The 24,856-nt window shown below is 41.8% G+C and carries 20 protein-coding genes and 1 pseudogene; 1 reads left to right on the forward strand and 20 read right to left on the reverse strand.

The window, feature by feature from the left end:
* Positions 1–190: 190 nt before the first annotated feature.
* The 15 genes and pseudogenes from ACQKMH_RS15610 to ACQKMH_RS15680 form a co-directional block, all read right to left on the reverse strand.
* Entirely contained in the window at positions 191–1,204 is a 1,014-nt protein-coding gene (locus tag ACQKMH_RS15610) for a LacI family DNA-binding transcriptional regulator (RefSeq protein WP_427588386.1), read from the reverse strand.
* A gap of 65 nt (positions 1,205–1,269) precedes the next feature.
* Positions 1,270–2,224 (reverse strand): annotated as a pseudogene (locus tag ACQKMH_RS15615) (sugar phosphate isomerase/epimerase family protein).
* Between the two features lie 43 nt (positions 2,225–2,267).
* Positions 2,268–3,461, reverse strand: a complete 1,194-nt coding sequence (locus tag ACQKMH_RS15620; RefSeq protein ID WP_427588387.1) for an MFS transporter — start codon at positions 3,459–3,461, stop codon at positions 2,268–2,270.
* A gap of 90 nt (positions 3,462–3,551) precedes the next feature.
* Positions 3,552–4,406, reverse strand: coding sequence for a class II fructose-1,6-bisphosphate aldolase (fba, locus tag ACQKMH_RS15625; RefSeq protein WP_427588388.1), 855 nt, complete (start codon positions 4,404–4,406; stop codon positions 3,552–3,554).
* A 40-nt stretch (positions 4,407–4,446) separates the two neighbouring features.
* On the reverse strand, positions 4,447–5,292 hold the full coding sequence (gene iolI / locus ACQKMH_RS15630; protein ID WP_427588389.1) for a 2-keto-myo-inositol isomerase: 846 nt from the start codon (positions 5,290–5,292) through the stop codon (positions 4,447–4,449).
* A gap of 4 nt (positions 5,293–5,296) precedes the next feature.
* Entirely contained in the window at positions 5,297–6,175 is an 879-nt protein-coding gene (locus ACQKMH_RS15635; RefSeq protein WP_427588390.1) for a sugar phosphate isomerase/epimerase family protein, read from the reverse strand.
* Between the two features lie 66 nt (positions 6,176–6,241).
* Positions 6,242–7,273 (reverse strand): Gfo/Idh/MocA family protein, encoded by a 1,032-nt coding sequence (locus ACQKMH_RS15640; protein ID WP_427588391.1) that lies wholly within the window; start codon positions 7,271–7,273, stop codon positions 6,242–6,244.
* A 48-nt stretch (positions 7,274–7,321) separates the two neighbouring features.
* Positions 7,322–8,734: a sugar porter family MFS transporter gene (locus tag ACQKMH_RS15645; RefSeq protein ID WP_427588392.1), complete on the reverse strand. Its 1,413-nt coding sequence runs from the start codon at positions 8,732–8,734 to the stop codon at positions 7,322–7,324.
* A gap of 22 nt (positions 8,735–8,756) precedes the next feature.
* Entirely contained in the window at positions 8,757–9,647 is an 891-nt protein-coding gene (gene iolE, locus ACQKMH_RS15650) for a myo-inosose-2 dehydratase (RefSeq protein ID WP_427588393.1), read from the reverse strand.
* Between the two features lie 17 nt (positions 9,648–9,664).
* Entirely contained in the window at positions 9,665–11,575 is a 1,911-nt protein-coding gene (iolD, locus tag ACQKMH_RS15655; protein WP_427588394.1) for a 3D-(3,5/4)-trihydroxycyclohexane-1,2-dione acylhydrolase (decyclizing), read from the reverse strand.
* A 31-nt stretch (positions 11,576–11,606) separates the two neighbouring features.
* Positions 11,607–12,584: a 5-dehydro-2-deoxygluconokinase gene (gene iolC / locus ACQKMH_RS15660; protein WP_427588395.1), complete on the reverse strand. Its 978-nt coding sequence runs from the start codon at positions 12,582–12,584 to the stop codon at positions 11,607–11,609.
* A gap of 22 nt (positions 12,585–12,606) precedes the next feature.
* Positions 12,607–13,422 (reverse strand): 5-deoxy-glucuronate isomerase, encoded by an 816-nt coding sequence (gene iolB, locus ACQKMH_RS15665; RefSeq protein ID WP_427588396.1) that lies wholly within the window; start codon positions 13,420–13,422, stop codon positions 12,607–12,609.
* A gap of 89 nt (positions 13,423–13,511) precedes the next feature.
* Positions 13,512–14,981: a CoA-acylating methylmalonate-semialdehyde dehydrogenase gene (locus ACQKMH_RS15670; protein ID WP_427588397.1), complete on the reverse strand. Its 1,470-nt coding sequence runs from the start codon at positions 14,979–14,981 to the stop codon at positions 13,512–13,514.
* A gap of 1,176 nt (positions 14,982–16,157) precedes the next feature.
* The gene (locus ACQKMH_RS15675) at positions 16,158–16,286 is read right to left on the reverse strand and encodes a hypothetical protein (RefSeq protein ID WP_290370553.1); all 129 of its coding nucleotides are present in this window, start codon (positions 16,284–16,286) and stop codon (positions 16,158–16,160) included.
* Positions 16,287–16,613: 327 nt separating this feature from the next.
* On the reverse strand, positions 16,614–16,793 hold the full coding sequence (locus tag ACQKMH_RS15680; protein WP_230157331.1) for an IDEAL domain-containing protein: 180 nt from the start codon (positions 16,791–16,793) through the stop codon (positions 16,614–16,616).
* Between the two features lie 470 nt (positions 16,794–17,263).
* Here ACQKMH_RS15680 and ACQKMH_RS15685 point away from each other — a divergent pair, with 470 nt between their 5' ends.
* Entirely contained in the window at positions 17,264–18,562 is a 1,299-nt protein-coding gene (locus ACQKMH_RS15685; RefSeq protein ID WP_427588398.1) for an MFS transporter, read from the forward strand.
* Positions 18,563–18,665: 103 nt separating this feature from the next.
* Here the strand turns inward: ACQKMH_RS15685 and ACQKMH_RS15690 are convergent, their stop codons facing one another.
* The 5 genes from ACQKMH_RS15690 to ACQKMH_RS15710 form a co-directional block, all read right to left on the reverse strand.
* On the reverse strand, positions 18,666–19,349 hold the full coding sequence (locus tag ACQKMH_RS15690; protein ID WP_427588399.1) for a YjjG family noncanonical pyrimidine nucleotidase: 684 nt from the start codon (positions 19,347–19,349) through the stop codon (positions 18,666–18,668).
* A gap of 213 nt (positions 19,350–19,562) precedes the next feature.
* Entirely contained in the window at positions 19,563–21,047 is a 1,485-nt protein-coding gene (locus tag ACQKMH_RS15695) for a sodium:solute symporter family protein (RefSeq protein WP_427588400.1), read from the reverse strand.
* Entirely contained in the window at positions 21,044–21,232 is a 189-nt protein-coding gene (locus tag ACQKMH_RS15700; protein WP_427588401.1) for a DUF3311 domain-containing protein, read from the reverse strand. Before ACQKMH_RS15700 ends, ACQKMH_RS15695 begins: the two co-directional genes overlap by 4 nt.
* 540 nt (positions 21,233–21,772) lie before the next feature.
* Positions 21,773–23,539, reverse strand: coding sequence for a CocE/NonD family hydrolase (locus ACQKMH_RS15705; protein WP_427588402.1), 1,767 nt, complete (start codon positions 23,537–23,539; stop codon positions 21,773–21,775).
* 218 nt (positions 23,540–23,757) lie between these two features.
* Entirely contained in the window at positions 23,758–24,840 is a 1,083-nt protein-coding gene (locus tag ACQKMH_RS15710) for a tartrate dehydrogenase (RefSeq protein ID WP_427588403.1), read from the reverse strand.
* Positions 24,841–24,856 lie beyond the last annotated feature (16 nt).

The raw sequence follows: 24,856 nt of genomic DNA on the forward strand, positions 1-24,856 counted from the left end.
AATAAAAAAGAAGAAATTCTGTTCTGTTCTATTCACTTAAGGTGTCGTTAATCCCTATGCCCAGGTTACCGGTGGTTAGACCAGGGCAACAGGGATAGCAGGGAACCGGCTTGATAGAAATAACTGGGATATACAAAAAAGGCCTCCCATAAAAGGAAGCCCCTCAACATAGCAATCCTGCCAAACTATTTTATGCATTCAAGCCTTTTTCCAATTTGAAACCACAAGATTCGCGAATGATCAACTCATCCTTGAAAACGAATTTTTTCTTTTCAACCGTTCCGCCTTTCATTAAAGTCAGCAATAAGTTCGTCGCTTTTTTCCCTATTTCGTACTTAGGCTGGTCAATGGTCGTAATATGAGGGTTAAAAATCGAAGCTATTTTCAAATTATCAAAACCAACGACAGCAATATCCTCAGGAACGCTCAATCCATGGTCCTGTATTGCCTTTACAGTTCCCAGCGCCATTTCATCATTAAAAACAAACACTGCATCAGGCCTGCTTTCAAGCGATAATAGTTTCACCATCTGGTCATAACCTGAATCAATGCCATAATCCCCTTCCTGGACGAATTCCGGGTAGACCTTTAAGTGATGATCCATCATCGCCCCCTGGAATCCTTTTAAACGATCCCGGCTAAGGATGGTGTTCATGGGCCCCGTAATATGGGCAATTCGTGTATGCCCCAACTTAATTAAATGTTCCGTTACTTTTCTGGCACTGCTTACATTGTCGATCGATACAGTTGGGATGTCCAGACCGTCTACGTATTCACATGCCAGGACAATCGGGAATTGATTCGAAAGATTTTCCAGGCTTTCCCTGTTCATTCTAGCCGTAAGGAGTAATGCTCCATCCGCCTGCTTTTTGTAAAGCAAATCGATGTACTCCTTTTCCCGTTCAATGTCGTTTTCCGTATCTCCCAATATAACCTGATAGCCATTTTCTACAGCTGTATGTTCAATGCCCCGAAGCACTTCGGAAAAAAAGGGCCTTGTTATATCCGGAACGACAACAAGAATGATTTTTGTCTCTTTTGTCCTGAACTGACTGGCAATCATATGAGGCTTGTAATTCATCTCTTCAATCACCTGCAGCACTTTTTGTTTGGTATCTTCGCTGACTAAATCCGGCTGTCTGAGCACTCTTGAAACGGTTGCAGGAGATACGTTGGCCAATTTCGCCACATCGCTCATTTTCATACTTCCACCTGCCTATTTTCTCTTTTTGTCATTATCATTAATTCCATTATAAAGTAATTTAGACTTCATGTTAAAATATCGAATTCTCTAAGCAACGTTTCTTTCAAAACATTCATGGATTTTTTAACGCCTGTTAAAGGCTCCATTGTTAAATCTTCCATTTCGAGAACGACCGGTCCTTCATAACCAATCATTTTAACGATGGTAAAAAACTCTTTCCACCAGCCACTATCGTGCCCATATCCAAGTGCAACGTAATTCCATGATCTTCCTGCGTATTGATGCATTGGTTTCACATCAATCAATCCCTGGACATCATATATTCCTCTTTCCAACCGGACATCTTTTGCGTGAATATGATAAACTGCGCTTCCTAAAGCCCTTAAAGCTGCGATGGGGTCACCACCCATCCAAAATAAATGACTCGGATCAAAATTCATGCCGATCGTATCACCGACTTCATTCCTTAATTTAAAGAGTGTTTCAGGATTGTATACTAAATTGCAGCCAAGATTTTCGATGGCAACCTTTCGAACACCATGTTCATGTGCTGTTTTCACATCTTTTTCCCAATAAGGGAATGCCACCTCATTCCATTGCCATTGGAGCATCTCAAAATGAGAGGGCAAAATGGGATATGTCAGCTAATTTGGCGTCAATTCACTTGGTCCACCGCCAGGGCACCCCGACATCATGACAACCGTTTCGACACCTAAAAGCCCTGCAAGCTGAAAGGTCTTATCCACAACAGCTTTATGTATGCTTCCTTCTTCTGATGGATCAAGCTGATTGCCAGAACAATTTAATGCCGCAATTCTAATCCCCCCTTATATGTAATTCATTTAAAAATTGCTTTCGTTTTGCGGCACTGCCAAGAAGTCCGTCCAAATCAATATGTGGCCCTTCCGACCAATTTCCACATCCAAGCTCCAGGGTTTCTATCTCCAGATCCACACATGTATCCAGCATCTCTTCAAAGGGCATGTAACCTAAAATATCAGTGACTAAACCAACCTTCATAATTCATTCCTCCTCTATTAAACTAAAATCCCTTCCACGTCACTTAGTTCAACTTCAAATTCTGTTCTGTTGCTTTCCTTTCAAGGTGACTCCATACAATCATGAAGAACACAGCGATTGCACCTAGTGATCCCGAGAAATAAAATCCTGCTGAAATACCTATATGTGAATTCAATACTCCCGCAATTAAAGGTCCAGCAAACATACCAATCGCGTAGATTGCTTGATATGCCCCCATGGCCGTCGCTCTTTTTTCAAGGGGAATCGACTCCACCGCCATTCCTAAAAACAATGGAAAAAGAGTGCCTAATGAGAATCCATTCAATCCTTGTATTAGGTAAAGCATCCCTTTCGTCTCTATAAATGGCATACATGTCGTAAAAATGGCCGTTAGACAGAAAGCTAGTTTGAGTAACTTCCATTGTCCGAATAATGGTACGAATATTTTCCCGCTAAGCAAGGTAGCAATTGCATGGGGAATCATGAATGAAAAGATGACGATGCTGATCTCACTTGTCTGAAGTCCAAGTTTTAAAGCAAATGTTGGGGTGAAGCCGAACATTGTCGTGAAGATGATGCCGTGAGCGAGAATGGATAGGAATGATACTTTTAAAAGTGCCGGTTCAAGCATGACTGATACCAATTCTTTCAATTTAATAGGCTCTTTCTGAAAATCTTCGTTCGATTCGTAAATAAAAAGCGATAGGACGATACCAACGAAACCGATTATCCCTCCCATCCAAAAAGGCGCGTGCCATCCCCATTGATCGACAATGTATCCGCTGACCATCATTCCAAGCAGCTGTGCTAAAACTACAGACAACGAGATACTGCCCATCGCTTGGTGAAGATCACGTTCAGAAAAATAACTGGAAAATAAAATGGTGAACGCTACCCACGTTGCCGCGGCAACTCCAGCTAATGACCGGGCCAAAAGGATCCAGCCTAAACTATCTGCCCATGCAAATGTCACGCAACTCAGCGTACTCACGACCATCCCAAAGATAATAAATGGTTTTCTTACTTTTATAAGGTCGGAAAAGATTCCAAATGGAAGCCGGAAGAGAAATTGCATTAGCCCATAACTGCCTAATACAATGCCGATAAATGTATAATCCCCTCCAATAGACTCTAGGTAAGGGGATAAAATAGGAATATAAATGAAATTTGAAAACCAAAAAATAAATGAAAGCACTAAAAATAAAAGTCTATTTCTAGCTTTATGTAACGGAGTCATTGCATCACTTCCTCTTTAAATCCACACTTCATCCTAAGCTGTATATACTAAAAGGTGCCCGCAACGGTAATTGGGAACACCTTTTCGATCTTAAGCCTTTCCACTCGTATTGAACTCTGCCATCTTTCTTTTCACGACAGAGATGATAGCTTCTTTTGCTGGTGTGATGATGGCGCGTGGCTCGTATACTTTTTCCTCAACAGCCAATACTTCCCGAATCGTCTTTGCCCACACTTGTATGCTTTCCGTATTGACATTTATTTTAGCGTGTCCAAGCTTAATCGCTTTTCTGATTTGGTGCAGCGGAATACCGGAGCCGCCATGTAAGACGAGAGGTATATTCGTCATGTTCGAAATTAATTCCATTTCCTCAAAACCAAGTTTAGGTTCTCCTTGATATGGGCCATGAACGGAGCCCAAAGCAGCCGCTAGTGCATCAATTTCCGCTTCTTTTACAATCCGCATGCATTCATTGGGATCTGCATATTGAATACCGCCGACGAGACCATCTTCCGTCCCTCCGACTGTCCCGACTTCGGCTTCAACAGAAACGCCTCTTGGACGGGCATAGTCGGCAACCATCTTGGTCATTTCAATGTTTTCATCAATTGGATGATGGGATCCATCGATCATGACCGATGTAAATCCCGCATCCATCGCTTTCTTGCAGCGTTTCACATCCATTCCATGATCAAGATGAAGAGCAACCGGAACCATAATGTCCATTTCTTCCATAAGGCTTTTCACCATAACCGCAATCGTCTTAAATCCGCCAAGATAATCAACAAGCCTGTCCGATGCCGCAAGTATGATCGGCGCTTGTTCCTCATTAGCAGCCTGTAAAAACGATTGGGCGAATGCCAAACCATTAATATTATATTGACCCACCGCGTAACTTTCTGCTTTTGCTTTTTCAAGCATCTCTCTCATTGATACTAAAGGCATGATTCCGTCACCTCCTGTTTTCCGAAACTATCAGTATCGCTCAAACGTGCTGAAGCGCAAAGTATTTCGAAATAACTTGAATTGTCGTTTCCTTTGCGGTCTTAATGGCTTCTTCTGCGTCCAGTTTGTAATATTCCGGACGAAACAATTCAACAGAGACGACGTCAGAATAACCAATTCCCTTCAATACGGATAATATGCTGTCTAAATCTATGGCTCCATGCCCTGGCCATACCCGATCTTCATCCGTCAAAAAACCGATTGGAAAATCCTCTGTATCATCAATGTGTAAAATAAAGATTTTAGATCCATCCGCTTTCTTCAAATCTTCCAAACTGGAACCCATTGCATGGAAGTGAAAACAATCTAGCACCACCCCAACATTGTCACGATTGACTGTTTCAACAATATCGTATGCCTGACCGAATGTATTCACTGTACATTGCGGATGCCCGACAAATTCCACAGCAATTTTAACACCATACGGTTTTGAGATGTCGGAAAGCTCCGTCAATACTTCCACACAGCTGTTTTTTATATCTTCTTTCAATATTTTCACTTCCGTTACGAGCGGAACCGCCACCACGTATTTCACATCTAGTTTCTGCGCCATGATCATCATATTTTTAAATTCGTCGATTATCGCCTTATAGCCGACTTCATCCCGATTATTAAAGAATACAAGCGCGTTGAAGGCAAGTGGCTTAATATGATTCGCCTTAAAAAATTCAGCTAGTTCATCAATGGAGTGCTCTTTTAAATACTCAGGCAATTTATCCATTGTACGGATTTCGATATAATCGTAACCATGTGTTTCACAGTGTTTGAGATCTTTGACCAAGTTGGAATTTTCAAGCGTCGTAGCTTGGTTGAAACAAAGCTTCATTCTGTCAACCTCCAATTCTTTCTGCTAAACCCAAACCGTCCCTCATTTTTTGAAGCATAAGCTTACTTGACCAGTCTGCCTTGTCGATCCAAGCGAATACAGCATTTGTGGCAATGCCGTCAAAATTCATTTCATTTAGCTTTTTGAAGATCGTATCAAAGTCAACTTCCGCTTCGCCGATGTTCAAATGCTGGTGGACGGTTGCCTCGACACCTGGAGGATTGACGATATATCGGAGTCCGTTGGATGCTTTATGATTGAAAGTATCCGCAAACAAGACGTGTTGCAGGCGATCACCTGCAGAATCAAACATAGGAGCAATATCGCCTTTACCATCATCATAAAAAAATGTATGTGCGGTTGAATACACAAGGTTGATCCACGGACGGTCAAGGGCACGAATCATATCCATCGCTCCCTCATGCGTTTCGATGAAATCGAATGGGTGTGCCTGCAAATTCAGTTTAACGCCTTCCCTTTCAAAAACAGGCAGGAGCTCATCCATTGATTTAATGAATTTTTCTTCACAAATAACTTCATTGAATTTAGAACCGTTAAATTCACTATTCATCAAGTCAACATCCAATTCCACTGCCACTTCAATGGCGCGTTTCCAATTACGGACTGCAGCTTGGCGTCGTTCCTCATCAGGACCGGCCCAGTAGTATAGTGGAAGCAAGGATGATATCTTCACTCCAGCGTCGCTGCACCAGCGTTTCAAATTTTTAATCTGTTCCTTATCCACTTTCGGGTATTTATAAAATGGGCAAAAATCTTCCCTCGGTGACAGTTCGATATATTCATAGCCTAATTCCGCTGTTTTATCGACCATTTCTTTTAAAGATAAATTGGCATACATCGTAGGATCCAATGCTAGTTTCATTGTCTTTCCCCCTATATGAAGAATGAGTATATTTTTCGTCTCCATGCATCGTTTGTATCACAAAGTTCACTGTACAGTGATTTTCCCCGTATAAAAATCTGGCTTCTCGGCAAGTTCAACTAATTCTTTCTGTCCTGATTCTTGCGCTTTCACGCAAGCATCTGCTGTTACAGAGGCAATGTATCCGTCCCACGCAGTCGGACCATTCGGTTGACCTGTCTGTTTAATGGAATCTATGAAATCTTGCAACTCTATATCATATGCATCCATAAAACGGTCTTTCCAGTCTATTAAGATTTCCGTGCTCCGTTTTGAGCCTTTCCTTGTAACGATGCTCGCTGGTTCAGGAAGATGCGCAACCCCTTCTTCACCAATGACTTCACATTGGATATCATAACCATATTTACAATTCACGAATACTTCCGCTTGAATGACAATCCCGCTTTTCGTTTCCAATATGATGAGTTGAGGATCTTTTAAGTTAGCATGTGCACGACTTGTTTTCTTCGGGTAAATGACTTGAACGGATTTGTAATCATCACTGATTAGCCAATGCAATACATCAATCTCATGAATCAATGTATCAACGACAGCCATTTCCGTTGTATATTTTTCATCCACTTCTGGATTGCGGTGTACACAGCGAACCATGAGCGGATCACCAATTTCATTTCTATCGATGGCTTCTTTCAATTGTACGTAACCGCTATCATAACGGCGCATAAAACCAACTTGCACCAAACGCTTCCCGTGTCTCATTTCCGCTTCGGCAATTCTCCTGCAGCCTTCCGCAGTCGTCGCCAATGGCTTTTCACAGAACACATATTTCCCAGCTTCAATCGCATTCAATACGTTTTGCTCATGAGCAGGGCCCCAACTCGTAACGAGCACAGCATCCACATTTTCCGAGGTTACTAGTGATTTGTCATCCGGATATACAAGTGCATCAAGTCCGTATTGTTTCACAACCTGTTTTGCCGCCTCTTCATTCACATCGGTTACAGCCACAATTTTCCCTCCGGATAATTTGCCAGTAATTCTTTTAATATGCTCCCGGCCGATGGCTCCCGTTCCTATTACACCAATATTTAATGTCATGGTCATATTCCTCCTATTATAGGTATCTTGTTTTATACTCTGTAACTCTTATATTACTTTTGTAATTTCCTTAACCGGTTCTTTTCCGTGATTACGGAAATTTTGTTCAAGCTGTTCAAGTGTAAGTCCTCTCGTTTCCGGTAAACACTTTTTCACAAAGATGATAGCCAAAATGCCTAAAGCGAAAAAGACATAGAATGTAGTAGACAATCCGACTTTATCAAGTAAGACCGGGAAGGTTAAGCCTATGAGAAAGTTCACACCCCAAAGGAAAAATACAGTGACCCCCATACCCAGCCCACGTACTTGAAGTGGGAAGATCTCTGAAAGCATCAACCAAGTAACCGGTGAAATGGCCCCCTGCTGAAAAGCAAGGAAAGTGACGGTCAAGGACAAAATGATATATGGAAGGGCGGCGGATCCTTCAAGAAGGGAAGAAAATACGCCAATCAAAAGCAGAGCTGCCGTCGTTCCAATCAATCCGGTTAAAAGCATTGGACGACGCCCAATCTTACCAAGCAGCCAAATACCTAAAAACGTGGCCAAAACGGAAATGATACCGTTTGCAATATTTCCGATCAATGCAGCTTTTGTTGCAAAACCTGCATCTTTTAAAATTTGGGTACCGTAGTACATGATCGAATTAACGCCCGTTATTTGCTGGACGATGGCAATCCCCATTCCAAGAAAGACAATTCTTCGTATCCACGGGACGGTCAAATCTTTAAATGTAGCTTTTTTAACATGGTTCTCTTCATCAAATGTTGCTTTGATTCCTTGAAATTCTGTTTCTGCCTCATCTATTTTGCGAATTTTTTTCAATACCTTCAGGGCCTCTTCATTTTTATTTTTGGACACAAGCCACCTTGGACTTTCAGGCAACCTGATCATGCCAAAGAAAAGAAGTATGGCTGGTAATGATGCTATAGCCAGCATGTAACGCCAGACATGTGAACTGTCCCCCATCGTTGTCCCAAGAATGGCATTGAAGATAAATGCGAGCAGCTGTCCACTCACAATCATTAATTCATTTTGGGTGACGATCCGGCCGCGCCGTTCTGCAGGAGACATTTCCGCCAAATAAGTCGGGACGGTTACGGACGCCCCGCCTACTGCAAGTCCGAGTAGAAAACGGCATATAATCATGACCGTAACATTCGGAGCAAACGTGCATCCAATGGTGGAAAAGAAGAAAAGTATCGAAAGAAAAAGAATATTTTTGCGGCGGCCGGCATAATCCGAAAGACGCCCTCCAAGAAATGCTCCAAGTGCAGCGCCTAAAAGAAGTGAACTTGCTACAAGTCCTTGCGTAAGTGAATTGAGGTTAAGTTGATCAGCTTCGGACATGAACGGCAATGCGCCATTAATGACACCTGTATCATAGCCGAACAAAAGACCGCCCAACGTCGAGATAATAATAATCTTGCGTAAGAATGCCATTTGATTTCCATCATTACTCAAATTATTCACTTCTTTCCGGTTTTTAATCTTGAACCAAGAGCAGTCTGTCATTTATATATTTGCGAGCGATTAATGCGTATTCCAATGGATGGGCAACAGACGGATCCTGTTCAGCTTCTACAACAATCCAGCCTTTATAATGATTTTCCAGTAATGTATGATAAGCTTCGACGAAGTCAATACAGCCGTCACCAGGCACAGTGAACATGCCGGCTAAAAATGATTCTTGAAATGATTTCCCCTCTTTCCGACACCGTTCCAGCACGTTATGTCTTACATCTTTGAAATGAACATGCTCAATGCGGTCAATATGCTTTTGTAAAAGAGACATGCATTCACCATCAGATACATAAATATGTCCAGTATCATATAACAGATGCACTGCATTTTTTTCTGTATTCTCCATCAGGCGATCAATTTCAGTCAAGGTCTGGACACCTGTCCCCATATGGTGGTGATACACAAGTTTTAAGTTGTATAGACTGGCAATATCCCCAAGTCTGTTTAAGCCCGTACACAATATTCCCCATTCCTCATCTGTAAAGTGAGGCTTTTCGTTGAATACATCGTTCCTTCCGCCTTGGATACTGTAAGTCTGTTCGGATACTACCGCTACATCTCCATGGACCGCCTGTAAATATTGGCAGTGTTCACGGAAATCCCCTTCTGCTTTTTCGATGCCATCACGAATGATATAACTGCTGAACCACTGACCGGCGATTTTTAAATTTCGAAGCTGAAGTTCTTTATTCAGGACTGCCGGTTCCGGGAAAAATCCCCCTACTTCGGTCCCCTGAAATCCTGCCACGACAATATCGCTTAAAAGGTGGGACAAGGTGTTTTCAGCCCCGATTTCCGGAATGTCATCATTTCGCCAGCCAATTGGGGCAATCCCCCACGAAATCTCCTCCATTTTCTGAATGCCCCCTTTTAATATTGTTTGGCCCTTTTTAATTTCTCTTGTCTCACTTCATATGCCTTTTGAACACTTTCTTGTTCCGAAACCTCTGCCACGCCAACATTCCACCAAGAGTCGTAACCATCCGTCATCGTTTTCGGCAGGACTTTTATTTCTATTAATGTAGATACCGATTGTTTTTTTGCATCTTCCAATGCGTCTTTCAACTCATCCACTGTATTGGCCCGATAAGTCTTGGCCCCGTAACCTTCTGCCACTTTTGCATAATCGATATTCATGATTTTATTATCATGTGTTCTGAATTCACAGCAATATGTTCCGCTGCCATTCTCCATTTGCAGATTGTTGATGCATCCAAAGCCTGAATTATCAAACAATAAAACATTGATTTTATGATTATATTGGATGGATGTAATCAATTCAGAATGAAGCATCAGGAAACTGCCGTCACCTACCATTGCATAGACTTCTCGGTCCGGATGGGCAAGCTTTGCTCCTAAAGTTCCTGCAATTTCATAGCCCATGCAGGAAAAACCATATTCAAGATGGTACGTATTTGGTACGCTTGAATGCCAGAGTCGCTGCAAATCACCGGGAAGTGATCCGGCTGAACCGACGACCACACTGTCTGGATTGACTGTATCGTTTATTGCGACCATCGCAGTGGATTGTGCCAATTCAGTGTTCAATGTATCCGAGTATTCATTCAAGACTTGCTGTGAAAACTGGCTTTTGATTTCAGGCATGAAATTTTCACGGCTGAAAGTCACTTTACTTAAACGATTACGTTCAATGAGCCACTCTCCTTTCCATTCCTTAAGCGACTCCCCATATTCCGTTTCATATCCCACCAGTAACGCTTCAAGTTTTTCTAGCGCCACTTTTGCATCGGCCACGACTTGAAACCCATCTAATTTATAGGTTTGAAGACGGCTGACGTTAATGTTTAAAAACTTAGTCCCTTCAAAATCAAAGGCAGTTTTGGAAGAGGTCGTGAAGTCTGTATAACGGGTCCCGACACCAATTACGAGATCTGCCTGGCGGGCCGCTTTATTGGCAGCCATTGTACCGAGAATTCCGACTCCGCCCAAATTCTTCGGAAAAGATGATTCCACAGTAGATTTACCGGCCTGTGTTTCCACAAGTGGAATGTTATGTTTTTCCGAAAGCTTAATCAAAATATCCCTTGCTCCTGAATATCTTGCTCCACCACCGACGATGATGATCGGCTTCTTACTTGCTTTAATCCTCTCAGCCGCCCCACGCAGCTCCCGTTCCACCGGAGCTTTCCGATCCAAATAATGAACACGTTTTTCAAAAAATTGCTCATCGTAATCGAAAGCTTCTCCTTCTACATCCTGTGAGATGCATATCGTTGCCGGCCCTGCTTTCCCAGGATCGGTCATCACCTCGAAGGCACGGATCAGACTGGACATGAGCTGCTCTGGGCGAGTGACGCGATCCCAATATCTTGATACTGCCAAAAAAGCATCATTGGTAGTGATGGCCGTACTATGCTCATGCTCAAGCTGCTGAAGTACGGGATCTGGCTGGCGTGTGGCAAATGTATCTGCTGGAAGTAAAAGGACAGGAATATTATTGGCAAGTGCCGTTCCCGCAGCAGCTATCAAGTTGGCAGAACCTGGCCCGGCAGATGTAGTGACGGCATAAATTTTTCGGCGGAGCATTTCCCGGCTGTATGCGATCGCTGCGTGTGCCATCCCTTGCTCATTCTTTCCTTGAATCACTTTCAAGTGACCGGCATCCTGTTCGAGTGCCTGACCGATACCAACGACATTCCCATGACCGAATACATTAAAAATACCTTCAACAAATGGGAACTCCTCACCATCTACATGAATGTACTGCTGATTTAAAAACTTGATTAAAGCTTGGGCTGTCGTCAACCTTACTCTTCCCATCTATGTTCACCCCTCTATGTAGATAAATTCCTTATACTCGTTCAGCAATCAAACCCTCGATTTCTTCTGCAATGGGCATCGCCTCAGATGAGCTATGCTTGCTTACTACGATTGATGCGGAAGCACTGCCGAACTTTAAAGCGTTTTCAATCCCTTTGCCGCTTACTAACGCATATAAGAAAGCGGAAGCATATGAATCTCCTGCGCCAAAAGTTTTCAAGACTTTCGTTTTATAAGCCTTCGCTTTAAATACTTCGCCCGTTTTGGCATACGCATATGAACCTTCGACACCGTGTTTGATGACCACTAGATCTGCGGAATGTTTAAACAGATGATGGACGGTCTCTGCATTTGTACCTTTTACGGTATTTTCCATTACATCAAATTCATCACGCGTGCCTATCAAAATGTCTGATTGCTCCGCAACTAACGAATAATAAACGGAGGTTTCTTCAATGGAATTCCAGGTATAAGGACGGTAATCCAGTTCAAATACGACTTTTACATGATTTCTTTTCGCTAGACTGACCGCTTTTAACACTGCCTCACGTGATGGACTTTTCGCTAAGGCCGTTCCTGAAACCAATAGGATCTTTGATTTTTTGATATATGCTTCATCCACTTCCGAAGGTGCTAAATGAAGGTCGGCTACATTTTCCCGGTACATAAGGATACTGCATTCTTCAGGACTTTTAATTTCCGTGAAGGCAAGTCCCGTTTTATGCCCTTCTTGGTCAATCACCGTATTTGATGTATCCACACCTGCCTCACGCATATAACGCTCGATGAAACGGCCATGCTGATCATCGGCCAGTTTACCGATGAATCCGACATTCAGGCCTAACTTTGCACTTCCGATAGCAACATTGGCAGGTGAACCGCCCACATACTTTGTGAATGTCATGGTCTCTTCCATAGGGCGGTTATATTCATTGGCATTCAAGTCAATGCAAGCACGGCCAATGGCAATCAAGTCATATTCCTTATCGGTTTTAAATGTATAGTTCATCCGGTTAACAGCTCCTTTTCATTTAACGATTCAGGATCCACTCATGATCGGGATCATTATAAAATTTCCAAGTCCTAGTCGGACCAGCCATGACATTCAAGTAATAAGATTCATAACCGTCAGGCACTCCCACCGGATGATAGCCCGCCGGTACAAGTACGACATCGCCGTTTTCAACGGACATGGTCTCATCGATTGAACGGTCATCAGTATATACTCTCTGAAAGATGAACCCCTGAGGTGGGTTCATTTCATGATAGTAAGATTCTTCTAAAAATGACTCATTTGGTAAGTTATCCTGATCATGTTTATGCGGAGGATAACTCGACCAGTTGCCGCTTTCCGTGTATACTTCGACCACTAGAAGACTGTTCGCATACGGAGCTGAATCAGGCAAGATATTATGCACCATCCGCTTATTGCTCAAAATGCCCCTATGTTCTACGCCAACATCTCCCGCTTTAATCAATTTAGTTGGAAGTTGCTTATCAGAAGGTGAATAACACAGCGCTACTCTAGCCTTGGTCATTCCTTCTAATTTAAAATCCCTATCATTTGACACGTAAATGCTATCAGTAGGTACTTTATCAAATACGCTATCACGTGTCCCTAAATCATTAAATATTTCTTCTCCTACGGTCACGTTGATCTTTCCCGTAAGAGCGACAATGCAACACTCCTTGTTAACTAACGATTCGGAATATATAGCGTTTGGAGTTAACTCCATTATTTTGAATTCAACAAATTCTAAAGGAGAATTCCCTTTTGTAATGGCTTGAACGATTGTAACACCTTCAGAGACCTCTTTTGTTTCTGGTTTTTGGAGTAATCTGCCCATATGTACCTCCTTGTTTTTAAAACGCGAAAGATTGGATAAATCCGGCCCGTATTCAAGCGGGCCAGACATGCATTATTTTAATGTTGCAATTACTTCACGTAACGTGCAGTCACCATTTTTTTCCTCGTGTAGAATTCCACACCGTCACTTCCATTTGCATGGAGGTCGCCATAGAATGAATCTTTATATCCAGAGAATGGGAAGAATGCCATAGGTGCAGGAACACCGACATTAATGCCCAACATTCCGGCATGGATCGTTTCTCGAAACTGGCGTACATCTGCTGCACTGTCTGTATAAAGGCAAGCCCCGTTCGCCAGTGCTGAAGCATTGGCAATTTCAATGGCTTCGGTTAAATCTTTGGCACGGACAACAGAAAGCACTGGCGCAAAAATTTCATCTTGCCAGATTTTCATTTCCTGTGTCACATGATCAAAAATCGTAGCCCCGAGGTAATACCCATTGCCACTAGCAGCCTCATCTTTACGGCCATCACGTACAAGGGTCGCACCTTGAGCTATACCTGATTCGATGTAACCAATAGTCCTCTTCTTAGCCCCTTCTCGAATGACAGGTCCCAGGAAAACACCGTCATCCAAACCATTACCGATCGTAATGGCATCAGCAGCCTGTTTTAATTTTTCAACTAGCTCATCTGCTACACTTTCTTCTACGACAACAACCGCAGCAGCCATGCAACGCTCACCGGCCGAACCAAAAGCCGCGCTTGTTATTTCCTTGGCCGTCAAATCAAGATTCGCATCATTCAAGACAATCGAGTGATTTTTCGCCCCCGCAAGAGCCTGTACACGCTTCAAGTTAGCCGTTCCTGTTTTATAAACATATTCAGCCACTGGCTGTGAACCGACGAAGGAGATCGCTTTCACATCTTTATGTTCCAGAAGTCCATTTACCACGTCATGTGCTCCATTTACAATGTTCAATACTCCTTTAGGAAGACCTGCCTCCTCAAACAGCTCAACAATGCGTGCTGCAAGAAGCGGTGTGCGTTCAGATGGCTTTAACACGAATGTATTGCCACATGCAATTGCAAGCGGGAACATCCAACAAGGGACCATCATCGGAAAGTTAAATGGCGTGATACCACCGATTACACCAATTGGATAACGGTACATACCCGATTCAATGTTTGTCGCAATGTCCGGAAGCTGTTTGCCCATCATCAGCGTTGGTGCACCCGCCGCAAACTCGACACACTCAATGCCCCTCTGTACTTCACCAATCGATTCCGATAAACTTTTACCATTTTCGATAGTGACCAGTTTAGCAAGTTCTTCCCAATTATCCACTAGGAGCTGCTGGTATTTGAACAATATTCTAGCCCGTTTCGGGACAGCAACCTGAGACCATTTTTTAAATGCTTCATTCGCTACTTGAACCGCATGATCCACATCTTCTCTAGTAGAAAGCGGGACCTCTGCAATCGCCTCACCAGTTGCAGGGTTGAACACGATTTCCGTTTCATTTGAAGTGGATTCAACCCACTCACCATTTATATAGTTTTTTAATTTTTTCACCTGATTTGTTACTGAAGACATTCTTTTTTCCTCCTTGAAAATAAAGTATTTTGTTTGATCATCAAACCCATTTCTTTAGTAGATATAAGAAATCGTCGCCAAATGAAATCGATTTCATTTAACTATAGAAAAATACCTTCCATGTTTCATACTTAGATCAATCAAAAGATTACTACCTCCACTTCAATATCCAAGATATCGTCCTGAAGAAATAAATCTATGAATGAAATCGATTTCATTTTTTTCTGGAGTTCCTCTTAAGAAAAAGGTAAAGACCTTTTTTCGACTAACGAAGATGTCGGAGCTAGTGATCTTTAATGATAGGACTCACAGTATACTTCCACTTTTCACTTCTGATTAAAGGTTGTCCATCATCGTGAATTTGTGATGAAATCGATTTCATTTACTTTATAAGGAAATACTACAATGAAATTTTTTCCCTGTAAACCCTTTTTTTGATTTTTTATAATATTCTTTTTTCTCCACACTTCGAAACATTGTTAGATATGTAAATCGTCATGAATATTTGTTAATGATATTTATACGGAAGATTACCTCTTCATCATAATCGGATTCCCTTCTAGATATAAAAGTCTTGTTTTTATAACATAATGAATCCTTACTTAAAAGTACCGATATTTTTTTCAAAATACTAATATCACTAGGTTTAATTGCATGGAGTATATCCATGAACCCCCCATTCAAATTAAATTCCCTATCCATCAACAATGCCTTCTCTTTTTCATTATTATCCCATTCTAAGAACAAAATAAAAGATATGTTACTATATCAAGAGAATCAGAATCACATAGCCTAAATCGAGATATGTCGATCAACAAAAAAAGGCACCCATAATGGGAGCCTGAATTTTAGTGAAGGTAAAGTTATTGTATGTGAATGGCCACGATTCCGCTTCCTTATGTGGCACGATAGTTGAAATAAGATATTACACCCAGTTACTTTTTTTTCTTTTAAAATATGTTCAAGCCTTTTTATGCGTGTCACATTTCATGTAATGTACAAAATGAACCGACTCCAATCGATATGCTTATCATCAATCACCTTAATTGATAATAAGCATATCGATTATTGAAGTTTTAAGGTCCCTCTTGAAATTAAAACTAAAAATGTCAAAACAAAATAAAAATGAATCAGGAAGTTATGTAGCTCTTCCTGATTCATTTTTATTTTCATTGATTACTTTTTATCTTTACGACTTTTGGGAACATAGTCATTCAGTTTGTTAAATAAAGAAGTAATGTAGGAGTTGAGTTCGAATCGATCCTCCTGAACAAATTCTGCTAACGACACTCCATTCTTTTTCATTTCTTTTCCCCCTTTTAGCATTTCATCCTGATGCATAAACCTTTTGCCTCTTATGCCTGTAGCTTTTGGCATTGGCGCCCTTACATAAGGAATAATTGAAAATTCCTTTGATCTTCTCTCCGTCGTTCTCTTTATCTGACTATTATACAAGAAAGCGCTTACAATGTAAAATATTATAATACTATAGATTCCTATTAACGAAGAATGTTTCAGCTAAAAAAATTTCAGCTTCATCTTATATATATTATCAAGCTTCACTGGCTTTTCGTGCACGGGAGCTTTTCGTTTACATCATAACTACTTGTCTTTTTTGCAGTGTGCAAAATTTCATGAAATGCTCTTCAATATTTCAGTTAAACGTATGAACTCTTCCTTATCACGATTCTTCAATGAGTCATCGATGGCTTTTTCGATTTGTGCTTTACGGTAATCACTAAGCGCCTTTTTTAAAACCATCTCAGCCATCTCTTCAGGTTCCAGTGATGTTCCAGGCAATTGCTTCTCCATACGAAACCAACTCCTTAACCTTTTTTCTATTATACTAAATAACTTGGAGATTATTATCTATTTATTAAAATGTTATCCTTTCCACTTTTTTTATTTCCTTATTCACATGATTTCCACATTGCCACTCTTCTATACATAAAAAATACTAAATGATCAAATTGATCCTCAGGATTAAAACTTTTTCCTTTTACTTAAAACTACACTTACTTTATCCGTGAACCCTTATCTCATTTTTCCATTACTTTAGAATTAATTATATTCGAATACAGGTGCAATAAGCTATGTTAAACGCTTCATTTTTTCAGAAAAATCAGAATTATATTGACGGACAAGGATAACCTCTCTAAAATAATCTAAATAATCCATTTTTTTACTTATATTCACCACCCACCCATTTTGTTCATGTAAATGAACACTCTTCGATGTAAGCGTTTTTTACAAATGAAAAAAATAATAAAGGAGCATTTCCCATGAAAAAAAGCCGAGTTCTTTTCGCTAGTTTAGCTGGTTCCGTTATTGAGTGGTATGATTTCTATTTATATGGGACAGCGACGGGCTTAGTTTTTACAACACTATTCTTCCCCAATCATGATCCAGCGATATCACTTCTTCTTGCCTTTGTCACTTTCGGGGCAGGTTACGCGGCCCGTCCAATCGGGAGCATCCTATTCGGACATATGGGTGATCGCATTGGACGGAAGGCGGCACTCATGTTCACCCTCATTGGTATGGGCGGAAGTTCAATGCTTATCGGTGTTCTGCCCACCTATGCCCAGGTTGGTTTGGCAGCCCCCGCCATCTTGGTGGCGCTGAGATTGATTCAAGGGATTTCCTTGGGTGGTGAATGGGGCGGGGCCATTCTTTTGGCAACAGAATCTGCCCCAAAGGGTGTCCGTGGGTTATATGGATCCATTCCCCAACTAGGGGTTCCCATTGGTTTAGTTGCCGGTTCATTCAGCCTTACCCTTATTAGTTCTTTGACTACCGATGCCCAATTTTTATCTTGGGGTTGGCGGATTCCTTTTCTTTTAAGCGGGGTACTGATCGCATTGGCAATCTGGGTAAGGAGTGGAATTGAAGAAACGGAAGAATTTCAAGCGCAGAAAGATAGCGGTAATCTTGCGAAGATTCCCATTATTGACACGTTGAAGCACGATTGGAGAAGTGTAATGCAGGTGATCGGACTAAAAATCGGGGACGGGTTCTTCAATGTATTCATCATGTCCTATGTTCTCGTCTTTACCACAATGTATTTTGGTTATTCACGAGATTCAGCCCTGACCGCTTTAACAATTGGCTGTGCTACAATGCTCATTACCATTCCCGTCATTGGATACATTTCTGATTTCATCGGTCGAAAAATCATCTATGTGGGAGGCCTGATACTCCTTTTCGTCTTGTCTATCCCCTACTTCACTATGATCGGACAAGGGGTAGGCTGGTTCTACTTTATGCAGGCAGTTGTACTCGGCGTTGTTTGGGGAGCGATTTTTTCTACACAAGGAACATTATTCTCAGAGCTCTTTCCTGCAAAGGTCCGTTATACGGGATTATCTGTCGGATATCAGGTCGCGGCAGCCATTGCCGGTTTCGGTCCTCTCATTTGGACCGCCATGGCGGAATCATATGGCCCATCCCCTTTGGTATTTGGCGGATTCATGATGGCTGGTCTCGCAATTTCCCTGGCGCTTTGTCTATTAATACCGCAATCCAGTAGAATCATCGAAAAGGATCAAACTCTAAAACCCAACGAGCTGGATTTGAACTGATACTCAATCTATGAAATAAATAAAACCATAGGCTGCATGTTCCTATCACCGGGATATGCAGCCTATGGTTTGTTAGAATGGCTTGAACATTTTCAAATGCTTGTCATCCTACAATCTCTAAAAGGTCTGTCAGCTTGCTGATTTCATAGGTTGGCTTGATTCCCAGATTATTATCCTTTTGATGGGGATTGTACCAGCATGTATCCATTCCATAATTCAAACCGCCCTGTATATCTGATGTCAAGGAGTCACCCACCATCAACGCTTTCGATATATCCGTGATCTTTAACTTGGAACATGCATAATCAAAAATCCCTCTATCAGGCTTCTGAAACCCAGCCTCTTGGGAAATTATCAAAGTCTCAAAGGTATTGCAAAGGGGTGACCCCCCGAGTCTTGCTGTCTGCACTGTTGTGAAGCCATTTGTTATAATAGCCAGCCGGCATCCACCAAGCTTCTCGCAAACCTCTAAAGCCCCGGGCAGAAGATGTATTTCCTTTCCCAAATGTCCAAGGTACGCACCGCTGAACGCATCCGCATCGATATCAAGCCCATGCTTCAGGAACAATCGCTTGAACCTTTCCACTCCCAGATTTGTTAAATCAATACGCCCCTGTTCCAAGTCCCTCCATAATACCTGGCTGATTTCTTGGTAGCATACCTCATAATCCTCCGCCCCTGTGGGCAAACCGAACTCCAAGAAGACTTCATACAGTGCCCTTTTTTCCGATATGCCAAAGTCTAACAATGTATCATCCACATCAAAAAAGATAATCTCGTATTTCATCGCTGCCTCCATAATCATTTTAGTCCAACTTAACACATTTCCTTTAGTTACGTATTAATTATGCAAATTCATGGTTGAAAAATACAAAAAGGATAGCTTTTAAAGGCTATCCTTTTTTGTATGGTTCTTTATAGAAGACGTACCCCAATTCTTTATCGATAGTCATAGAAGATAAGGCGAATAAGACGGTTTCCAATACCACGCTTCCATTGATCAAGAAGTGATTATTCGTTTAACCGGCTCTTCTTCCTGAACCATTTGTTGGTCTTTTCTTGTAAAAGCACTAACAGCCAGCATGACGATAAGGTTAAAGGTAATGGCGACGATCCCTATATCAAGATCCTGTATGAAATGTGGTGCCTTCGGTAATAAAGTGGCCATTGTTGCCTCTGCCAGAGTAAAGTAAGCGACCAACACCACCCCTAAAATCATTCCTGCAGAGGCCCCCGCTTTACTTACCGGATTTCTCTTAAGCAAGCTGAATACTAAAGGAGGGAAAAGCTGCAGGACAAAACTGTAAGCCATGGTCAGTAACGCAATCATTGTATTACCTCCATAGAATGTAAAGATTAAGGAGACCAATGATACGATTGGAACAAATATACGGGTTAGTTTGGCAAGCTGTTCATTCGATGTGTCAGGCTTAACGGCTTTATAAATATTCTTTGATAAAATCGTGGCTGCCGTCAAAATTAACATCGAGCATGGTACAAGGGCTGCAAGCATGCCTGCTGCTCCGACAACGCCAACAATCCAGGGCGGGAAAGCATCTTTCGCGATTTTAAATAAGGCAAGGTCGGTATCTCCACCTTGTAGATTCGGTATCTGCAAAACCGCCGTAAAACCGATAAAAAGAATGAAAACCAGAATGATTTGATACAGAGGTAAAATGGCAGAGTTTTTCCTGAGAGCCGATTCGTTTTGGGAAGATAAACTCGCTCCAAAGCAATGCGGCCACATATATTGGCCCAATGCGATGGTCAGGCAAAGGGAAATATACCAAGAGATGCTAAACCCTTCATCCGGAAGCAATAAAAATCCCGGTTTTGTTGCTTCAAGAGTTTCGAACATTGGTTGTATTCCACCGAAGTAATGTATTGGTAAATAAATGCCCAAAAACACAATTACGACAAGAATGAGGATATCTTTCAATACTGCCGTCCACGCCGAACCATGAATACCTGACACATATACAAAAACAGTTACGCAGAGCATTCCGATCCAAACAGCAACCGTTGGGGGAATCAATCCATATGATGCTTCGGAAACGATGATTTGAAAGCCTTTTAATTGTAATACGATATAGGGAATCATTGATAGGACCCCGATAACAGCAACCAGAAGTCCCAATGGCTTACTATTATACTTTTTTGTGAAAAAGTCAGATTGCGTCAGCACATTATGTTTTTTCGCATAGCGCCAAATAGGGGGTAAAATCCAGAAAGGAACGATGTAAGTAAGAGCACAAAATATATAGATAGTGGGACCGCCCATGCGGTATGCCGCTCCGCTGGCGCCAAGAAACACAAAAGTCGAAAACATCTCTCCTGCCATCAGAACGAACATGATTAAAGAACCGAAGTTCCTCCCCCCGACTGCCCACTGGTCAAGCTTCATTTCGCGCCCCTTTTTTGCGCGGATACCTAAGTAAAAAGCCACAACAAGAGTCATGATGATGATTAATATGGAACTGTTCATTTATTCTCCTCCTGTCTATCACAGATCACACTGCTAATATAAAGGCAGATGGATGTAAAAATAAGCCAGGCTGTGGACCAAAAGATAATGAAAGGCAAACCGAATATATATGGCTCCACACGGTTAATCACGGATAATGAGCCAATCGCGGGTATGACGCTGAGCAGCACAATGATTTTCTTCAAATTGAAGTCCCCCTCTTAATAAATCTGTTAATGAAACGACTGTGAAAGCGCTTAAAAAAATAGGTTATGCACCTTGTTCCTTAACCACCTTCACAATGGCAGTAGCTTCACTACTAACCTCAAAAAAGAAACAATATTACAAATTTTCAAACTTCCATTATCGTTTTCTCTCTAATTAAGGTTGCAGGTCGAATTCCAGTGTAATCACCTTTTCCCTGGCTTACATATAGCATAAGAGACAAAATTATGCATCATCTGTTATGTCATTTCCTTATGCCTGGAATCTATTATAATGGATGAACTTATCCCCCCTTCCTTTTATTATTTGCAAGAGTTATGCCAATCGCTTTTATTCATAACCATTCACCCTATAACTCTTTTAATACTAGTGATTTAAGAATCCCAATGGCCTTACAATTTTGTTTTTTTAATATTGATCATCTGATTCCTGAGTTTTAAACACCTCACCTGAACTGTTTTTAACTCATTAAACAGGTGACAATGTTGAAAACCAAACATAAGGAAGTCTCCTCCCTGCATTTATAAGCATTTTTCACTTGTGGGAATGATTGGCAATAGAATGTGAGAAGGAAATTCCCTGCTATGATAAATCGTTTGTCTGGCCGTTTTTGTTTCACTGCTTTCAATCATTGATTTCCCTGTATTCGGGTTGGGGGCATATTGCGGGAAACTGCTCGATGAAATTTCAAGCAAGATTCGATGACCTGAAAGAAATACATTGCTTGTAGCCCACAAGTTAATTTCGTATTCAACGATTTCCCCATCCAGTTCTTTTTCAGCTCGATGGCCGTTCCGGTATTTTGCGTTGACGATTCCCTCGGTTAAAATAAGCGCTGTGCCATCCGGCGATTCATCCACAAGCTTTGCAGTAAAATCAGTGTCCGCTGCGTCAGTTGATGCAAACAACTTCACTTTAACCGGACCTGTCACTTCAAGTGCTTCTTTCAATGGCTCAGAAGAATAAACAAGCACGTCGTTCCGCTTTTCGATTTCGCTCTGATCATATGGCCCCATTGTAAGTGGGCCGGAAAAAAGTGTAGCTCCACCCTTTGTCGGTACAGGGTTTTGGGGATCATATATATATGAATCTGTCTTTTCACCCTCCTGCTCATTTCTGCTTAAGCGCCCATCACCTGTTTTCGTATTCGCTTTTCCATTACTGTGCAAATAATAACTCGTATATTCAGTCCGTTCAAGTGGCCATTCCATTTCATCACGCCATACATTAATCCCCATCACAAATATTTTCACGGGCGCTTCCTTCTCAATACCATTTTCGATGCCTTTCAGCCAGTAATTAAACCAGCGAATATGAAGGGTGGTAATATCTTCTTCAAGGTTAATCCAATCCCCGGACGCGTGCACTCCAAAAGAACGTTCACCTTGGACCGAGGAAAAAAGGCCATGGCTCCATGGACCAACAATTAGTTTTTGAGTATTGCTTAGTTGGCCATTCACTTTGTTCATTTCCACGTAGTTTTCCAGAGTAGGGCCGATAAAACAATCATACCAACCGCCCAAATGAAAAGCAGGCAGCTGTATCCTATCGAATCTCCCAGTAATACTTGAATTCTGCCAATAAGTTTCGTCTTCGATTGGGTGATTCAAATGTTCAAAGAAAAAGTTATCTTCGTCCAGAACCTTTAATGGCGGCCAATCATTAATAGGTGCATATGCATACAATTCCTCAATATTGTTGAGGGAGTCAGCAAGCATTCGAAATTCTGAAGTCATTTCCTTATTTTTTTCATACTTCCGCTTCAGCAAATCAGGCATAATCGATTCCAATGTCCACGTTTCAAAAAGGCCGAGAGCAAAAGCCCCATTACGATAAACCGTTCCATTTCTTTGGTCATTCAGCGTCATTGCTGGAAAAATGGCGATTAAGTGTGGAGGTTTTTTTTCTGCTGCAAGCAGCTGCGTGTATCCATAATAGGATAGGCCAAACATGCCCACTTTTCCCGTAGAATACGAGAGTGAAGCTGCCCATTCCACTGTGTCGTATCCATCATCTGCTTCCTGGCTGAATGGCAGGAATTCTCCTTCTGACTGAAATCGTCCTCTCACATCCTGTATGATGACAACGAACCCATTTTCTACAAGACGATGGGTGTCCAAATAACGATGGGAATAGAGCGGTAAGTCCTTACTGTACGGAAGCCTGGTCAATAACACCGGAAAATGCCCAGTCAAATTAGGTCTGTATACATCCGCATAAAGTATCGTGCCGTCCCTCATCGTGCATGGCACATTTTTTTCGACAACTATTTCAACTTTTTTCATCATGACCGCTCCTCTTAGCTATACCATTGTTTTGAGTTACTTTTGACTTTGTTTTAATGATCCCCATTCCGTGTTCCTTTGGTAAAAACAAAGAGACCAAGTGCTTTTCTTTCCAAGCCTTGGCCTCTTCCTTTTTTATAAACGATTGGCTTAACACTTGGATGCATCATTATATTCCGATGACCATTCAAGTATATTGAAAGGTCCTTTATCAATACACGTCAGACCTTGGATAAAATGATTGACTCGATGATATCCGTTATCCGGTCCCCCACTTTGGAAGTAGTTGCCGTGCCATTCATATCGGGTGTGAGCACCAGGGCTTCCAGCAACAGTTGCTCAATCGCTTCAAGAACAACCTTACCATGTGATTCATAGCCAAAAAAGTCGAGCATTTGGCTTGCTGACCAAATGGAGGCAAGCGGATTTCCGATACCCCTGCCTGCAATGTCAGGAGCTGAGCCGTGAATTGGTTCGAACATCGATGGAAATTCCCTTTCAGGATTAATGTTGGCACCGGCAGCAAGGCCGATTCCTCCAGCAAGCGCTGCTCCTAAGTCTGTTAAAATATCACCGAACAAGTTCGAAGTGACAACGACCTCAAAGCGCTTCGGGTCTTTGATCATCAGCATTGCCGCTGCGTCGACAAGATATGAAGCCGTTTCGACTTCGGGATATTCCCTGCTGACCTCTTCGAATACTTGATCCCAGAAAACCATCGAATAATTCAGGGCGTTGGCTTTAGAAATGCTCGTGAGCGATCTGCCTTCTTTTTTCGCGGTTTCAAAAGCATATCGGATGATCCTTTCCGTCCCTTTACGGGAAAACACACCGTTTTGCAGAACAACTTCATGTTCCTGCCCTTTAAACAGCCAATCTCCTGCGCCAGAATATTCACCTTCACTGTTTTCGCGGATGAACAGCATATCAATATCTTCACGTTTCACATCAACAAGAGGCAAGTGAGCCCCTTTTAATAATGTCACGGGCCGGATATTGACATACTGATCAAAACTTTTACGGATTTTCAATAATAGCTCCCATAGTGAAATATGGTCTGGAACGCCCGGAAACCCGACCGCTCCCAAATAAATCGCGTCAAACGCTTTCAGCTTTTCGATCCCATCATCATCCATCATTCTACCATTTTCGGCATAAAATTCGCAGCCCCATGGGAAGTATGTGAAATCCAATTGAAAACCTGAATCCAGTTCAGCCACTTTTTTTAATACTTTTATGCCTTCATTAATCACTTCAGGGCCAATGCCATCTCCTGCGATGACCGCAATTTTGAATTGTTTCATAAATGATCTCCTCGAT

The sequence above is a fragment of the Peribacillus sp. NPDC097895 genome (genome assembly GCF_050277555.1).
Classification (GTDB): Bacteria; Bacillota; Bacilli; order Bacillales; family DSM-1321; genus Peribacillus.

Bases quoted from the DNA above. Each gene is read 5' to 3' on its own strand.
- ACQKMH_RS15675 (WP_290370553.1), bottom strand. From the start codon at position 16,286: ATGAAAAAGAATGGAGTGTCGTTAGCAGAATTTGTTCAGGAGGATCGA.
- ACQKMH_RS15670 (WP_427588397.1), bottom strand. From the start codon at position 14,981: ATGTCTTCAGTAACAAATCAGGTGAAAAAATTAAAAAACTATATAAAT.
- iolB (WP_427588396.1), bottom strand. From the start codon at position 13,422: ATGGGCAGATTACTCCAAAAACCAGAAACAAAAGAGGTCTCTGAAGGT.
- ACQKMH_RS15685 (WP_427588398.1), top strand. From the start codon at position 17,264: ATGAAAAAAAGCCGAGTTCTTTTCGCTAGTTTAGCTGGTTCCGTTATT.
- ACQKMH_RS15705 (WP_427588402.1), bottom strand. From the start codon at position 23,539: ATGATGAAAAAAGTTGAAATAGTTGTCGAAAAAAATGTGCCATGCACG.
- ACQKMH_RS15680 (WP_230157331.1), bottom strand. From the start codon at position 16,793: ATGGAGAAGCAATTGCCTGGAACATCACTGGAACCTGAAGAGATGGCT.
- ACQKMH_RS15620 (WP_427588387.1), bottom strand. From the start codon at position 3,461: ATGACTCCGTTACATAAAGCTAGAAATAGACTTTTATTTTTAGTGCTT.
- ACQKMH_RS15640 (WP_427588391.1), bottom strand. From the start codon at position 7,273: ATGACATTAAATATTGGTGTAATAGGAACGGGAGCCATCGGCCGGGAG.
- iolI (WP_427588389.1), bottom strand. From the start codon at position 5,292: ATGAAGCTTTGTTTCAACCAAGCTACGACGCTTGAAAATTCCAACTTG.
- ACQKMH_RS15695 (WP_427588400.1), bottom strand. From the start codon at position 21,047: ATGAACAGTTCCATATTAATCATCATCATGACTCTTGTTGTGGCTTTT.
- iolE (WP_427588393.1), bottom strand. From the start codon at position 9,647: ATGGAGGAGATTTCGTGGGGGATTGCCCCAATTGGCTGGCGAAATGAT.
- ACQKMH_RS15690 (WP_427588399.1), bottom strand. From the start codon at position 19,349: ATGAAATACGAGATTATCTTTTTTGATGTGGATGATACATTGTTAGAC.
- iolD (WP_427588394.1), bottom strand. From the start codon at position 11,575: ATGGGAAGAGTAAGGTTGACGACAGCCCAAGCTTTAATCAAGTTTTTA.
- ACQKMH_RS15635 (WP_427588390.1), bottom strand. From the start codon at position 6,175: ATGAAACTAGCATTGGATCCTACGATGTATGCCAATTTATCTTTAAAA.
- iolC (WP_427588395.1), bottom strand. From the start codon at position 12,584: ATGAACTATACATTTAAAACCGATAAGGAATATGACTTGATTGCCATT.
- fba (WP_427588388.1), bottom strand. From the start codon at position 4,406: ATGCCTTTAGTATCAATGAGAGAGATGCTTGAAAAAGCAAAAGCAGAA.
- ACQKMH_RS15710 (WP_427588403.1), bottom strand. From the start codon at position 24,840: ATGAAACAATTCAAAATTGCGGTCATCGCAGGAGATGGCATTGGCCCT.
- ACQKMH_RS15610 (WP_427588386.1), bottom strand. From the start codon at position 1,204: ATGAAAATGAGCGATGTGGCGAAATTGGCCAACGTATCTCCTGCAACC.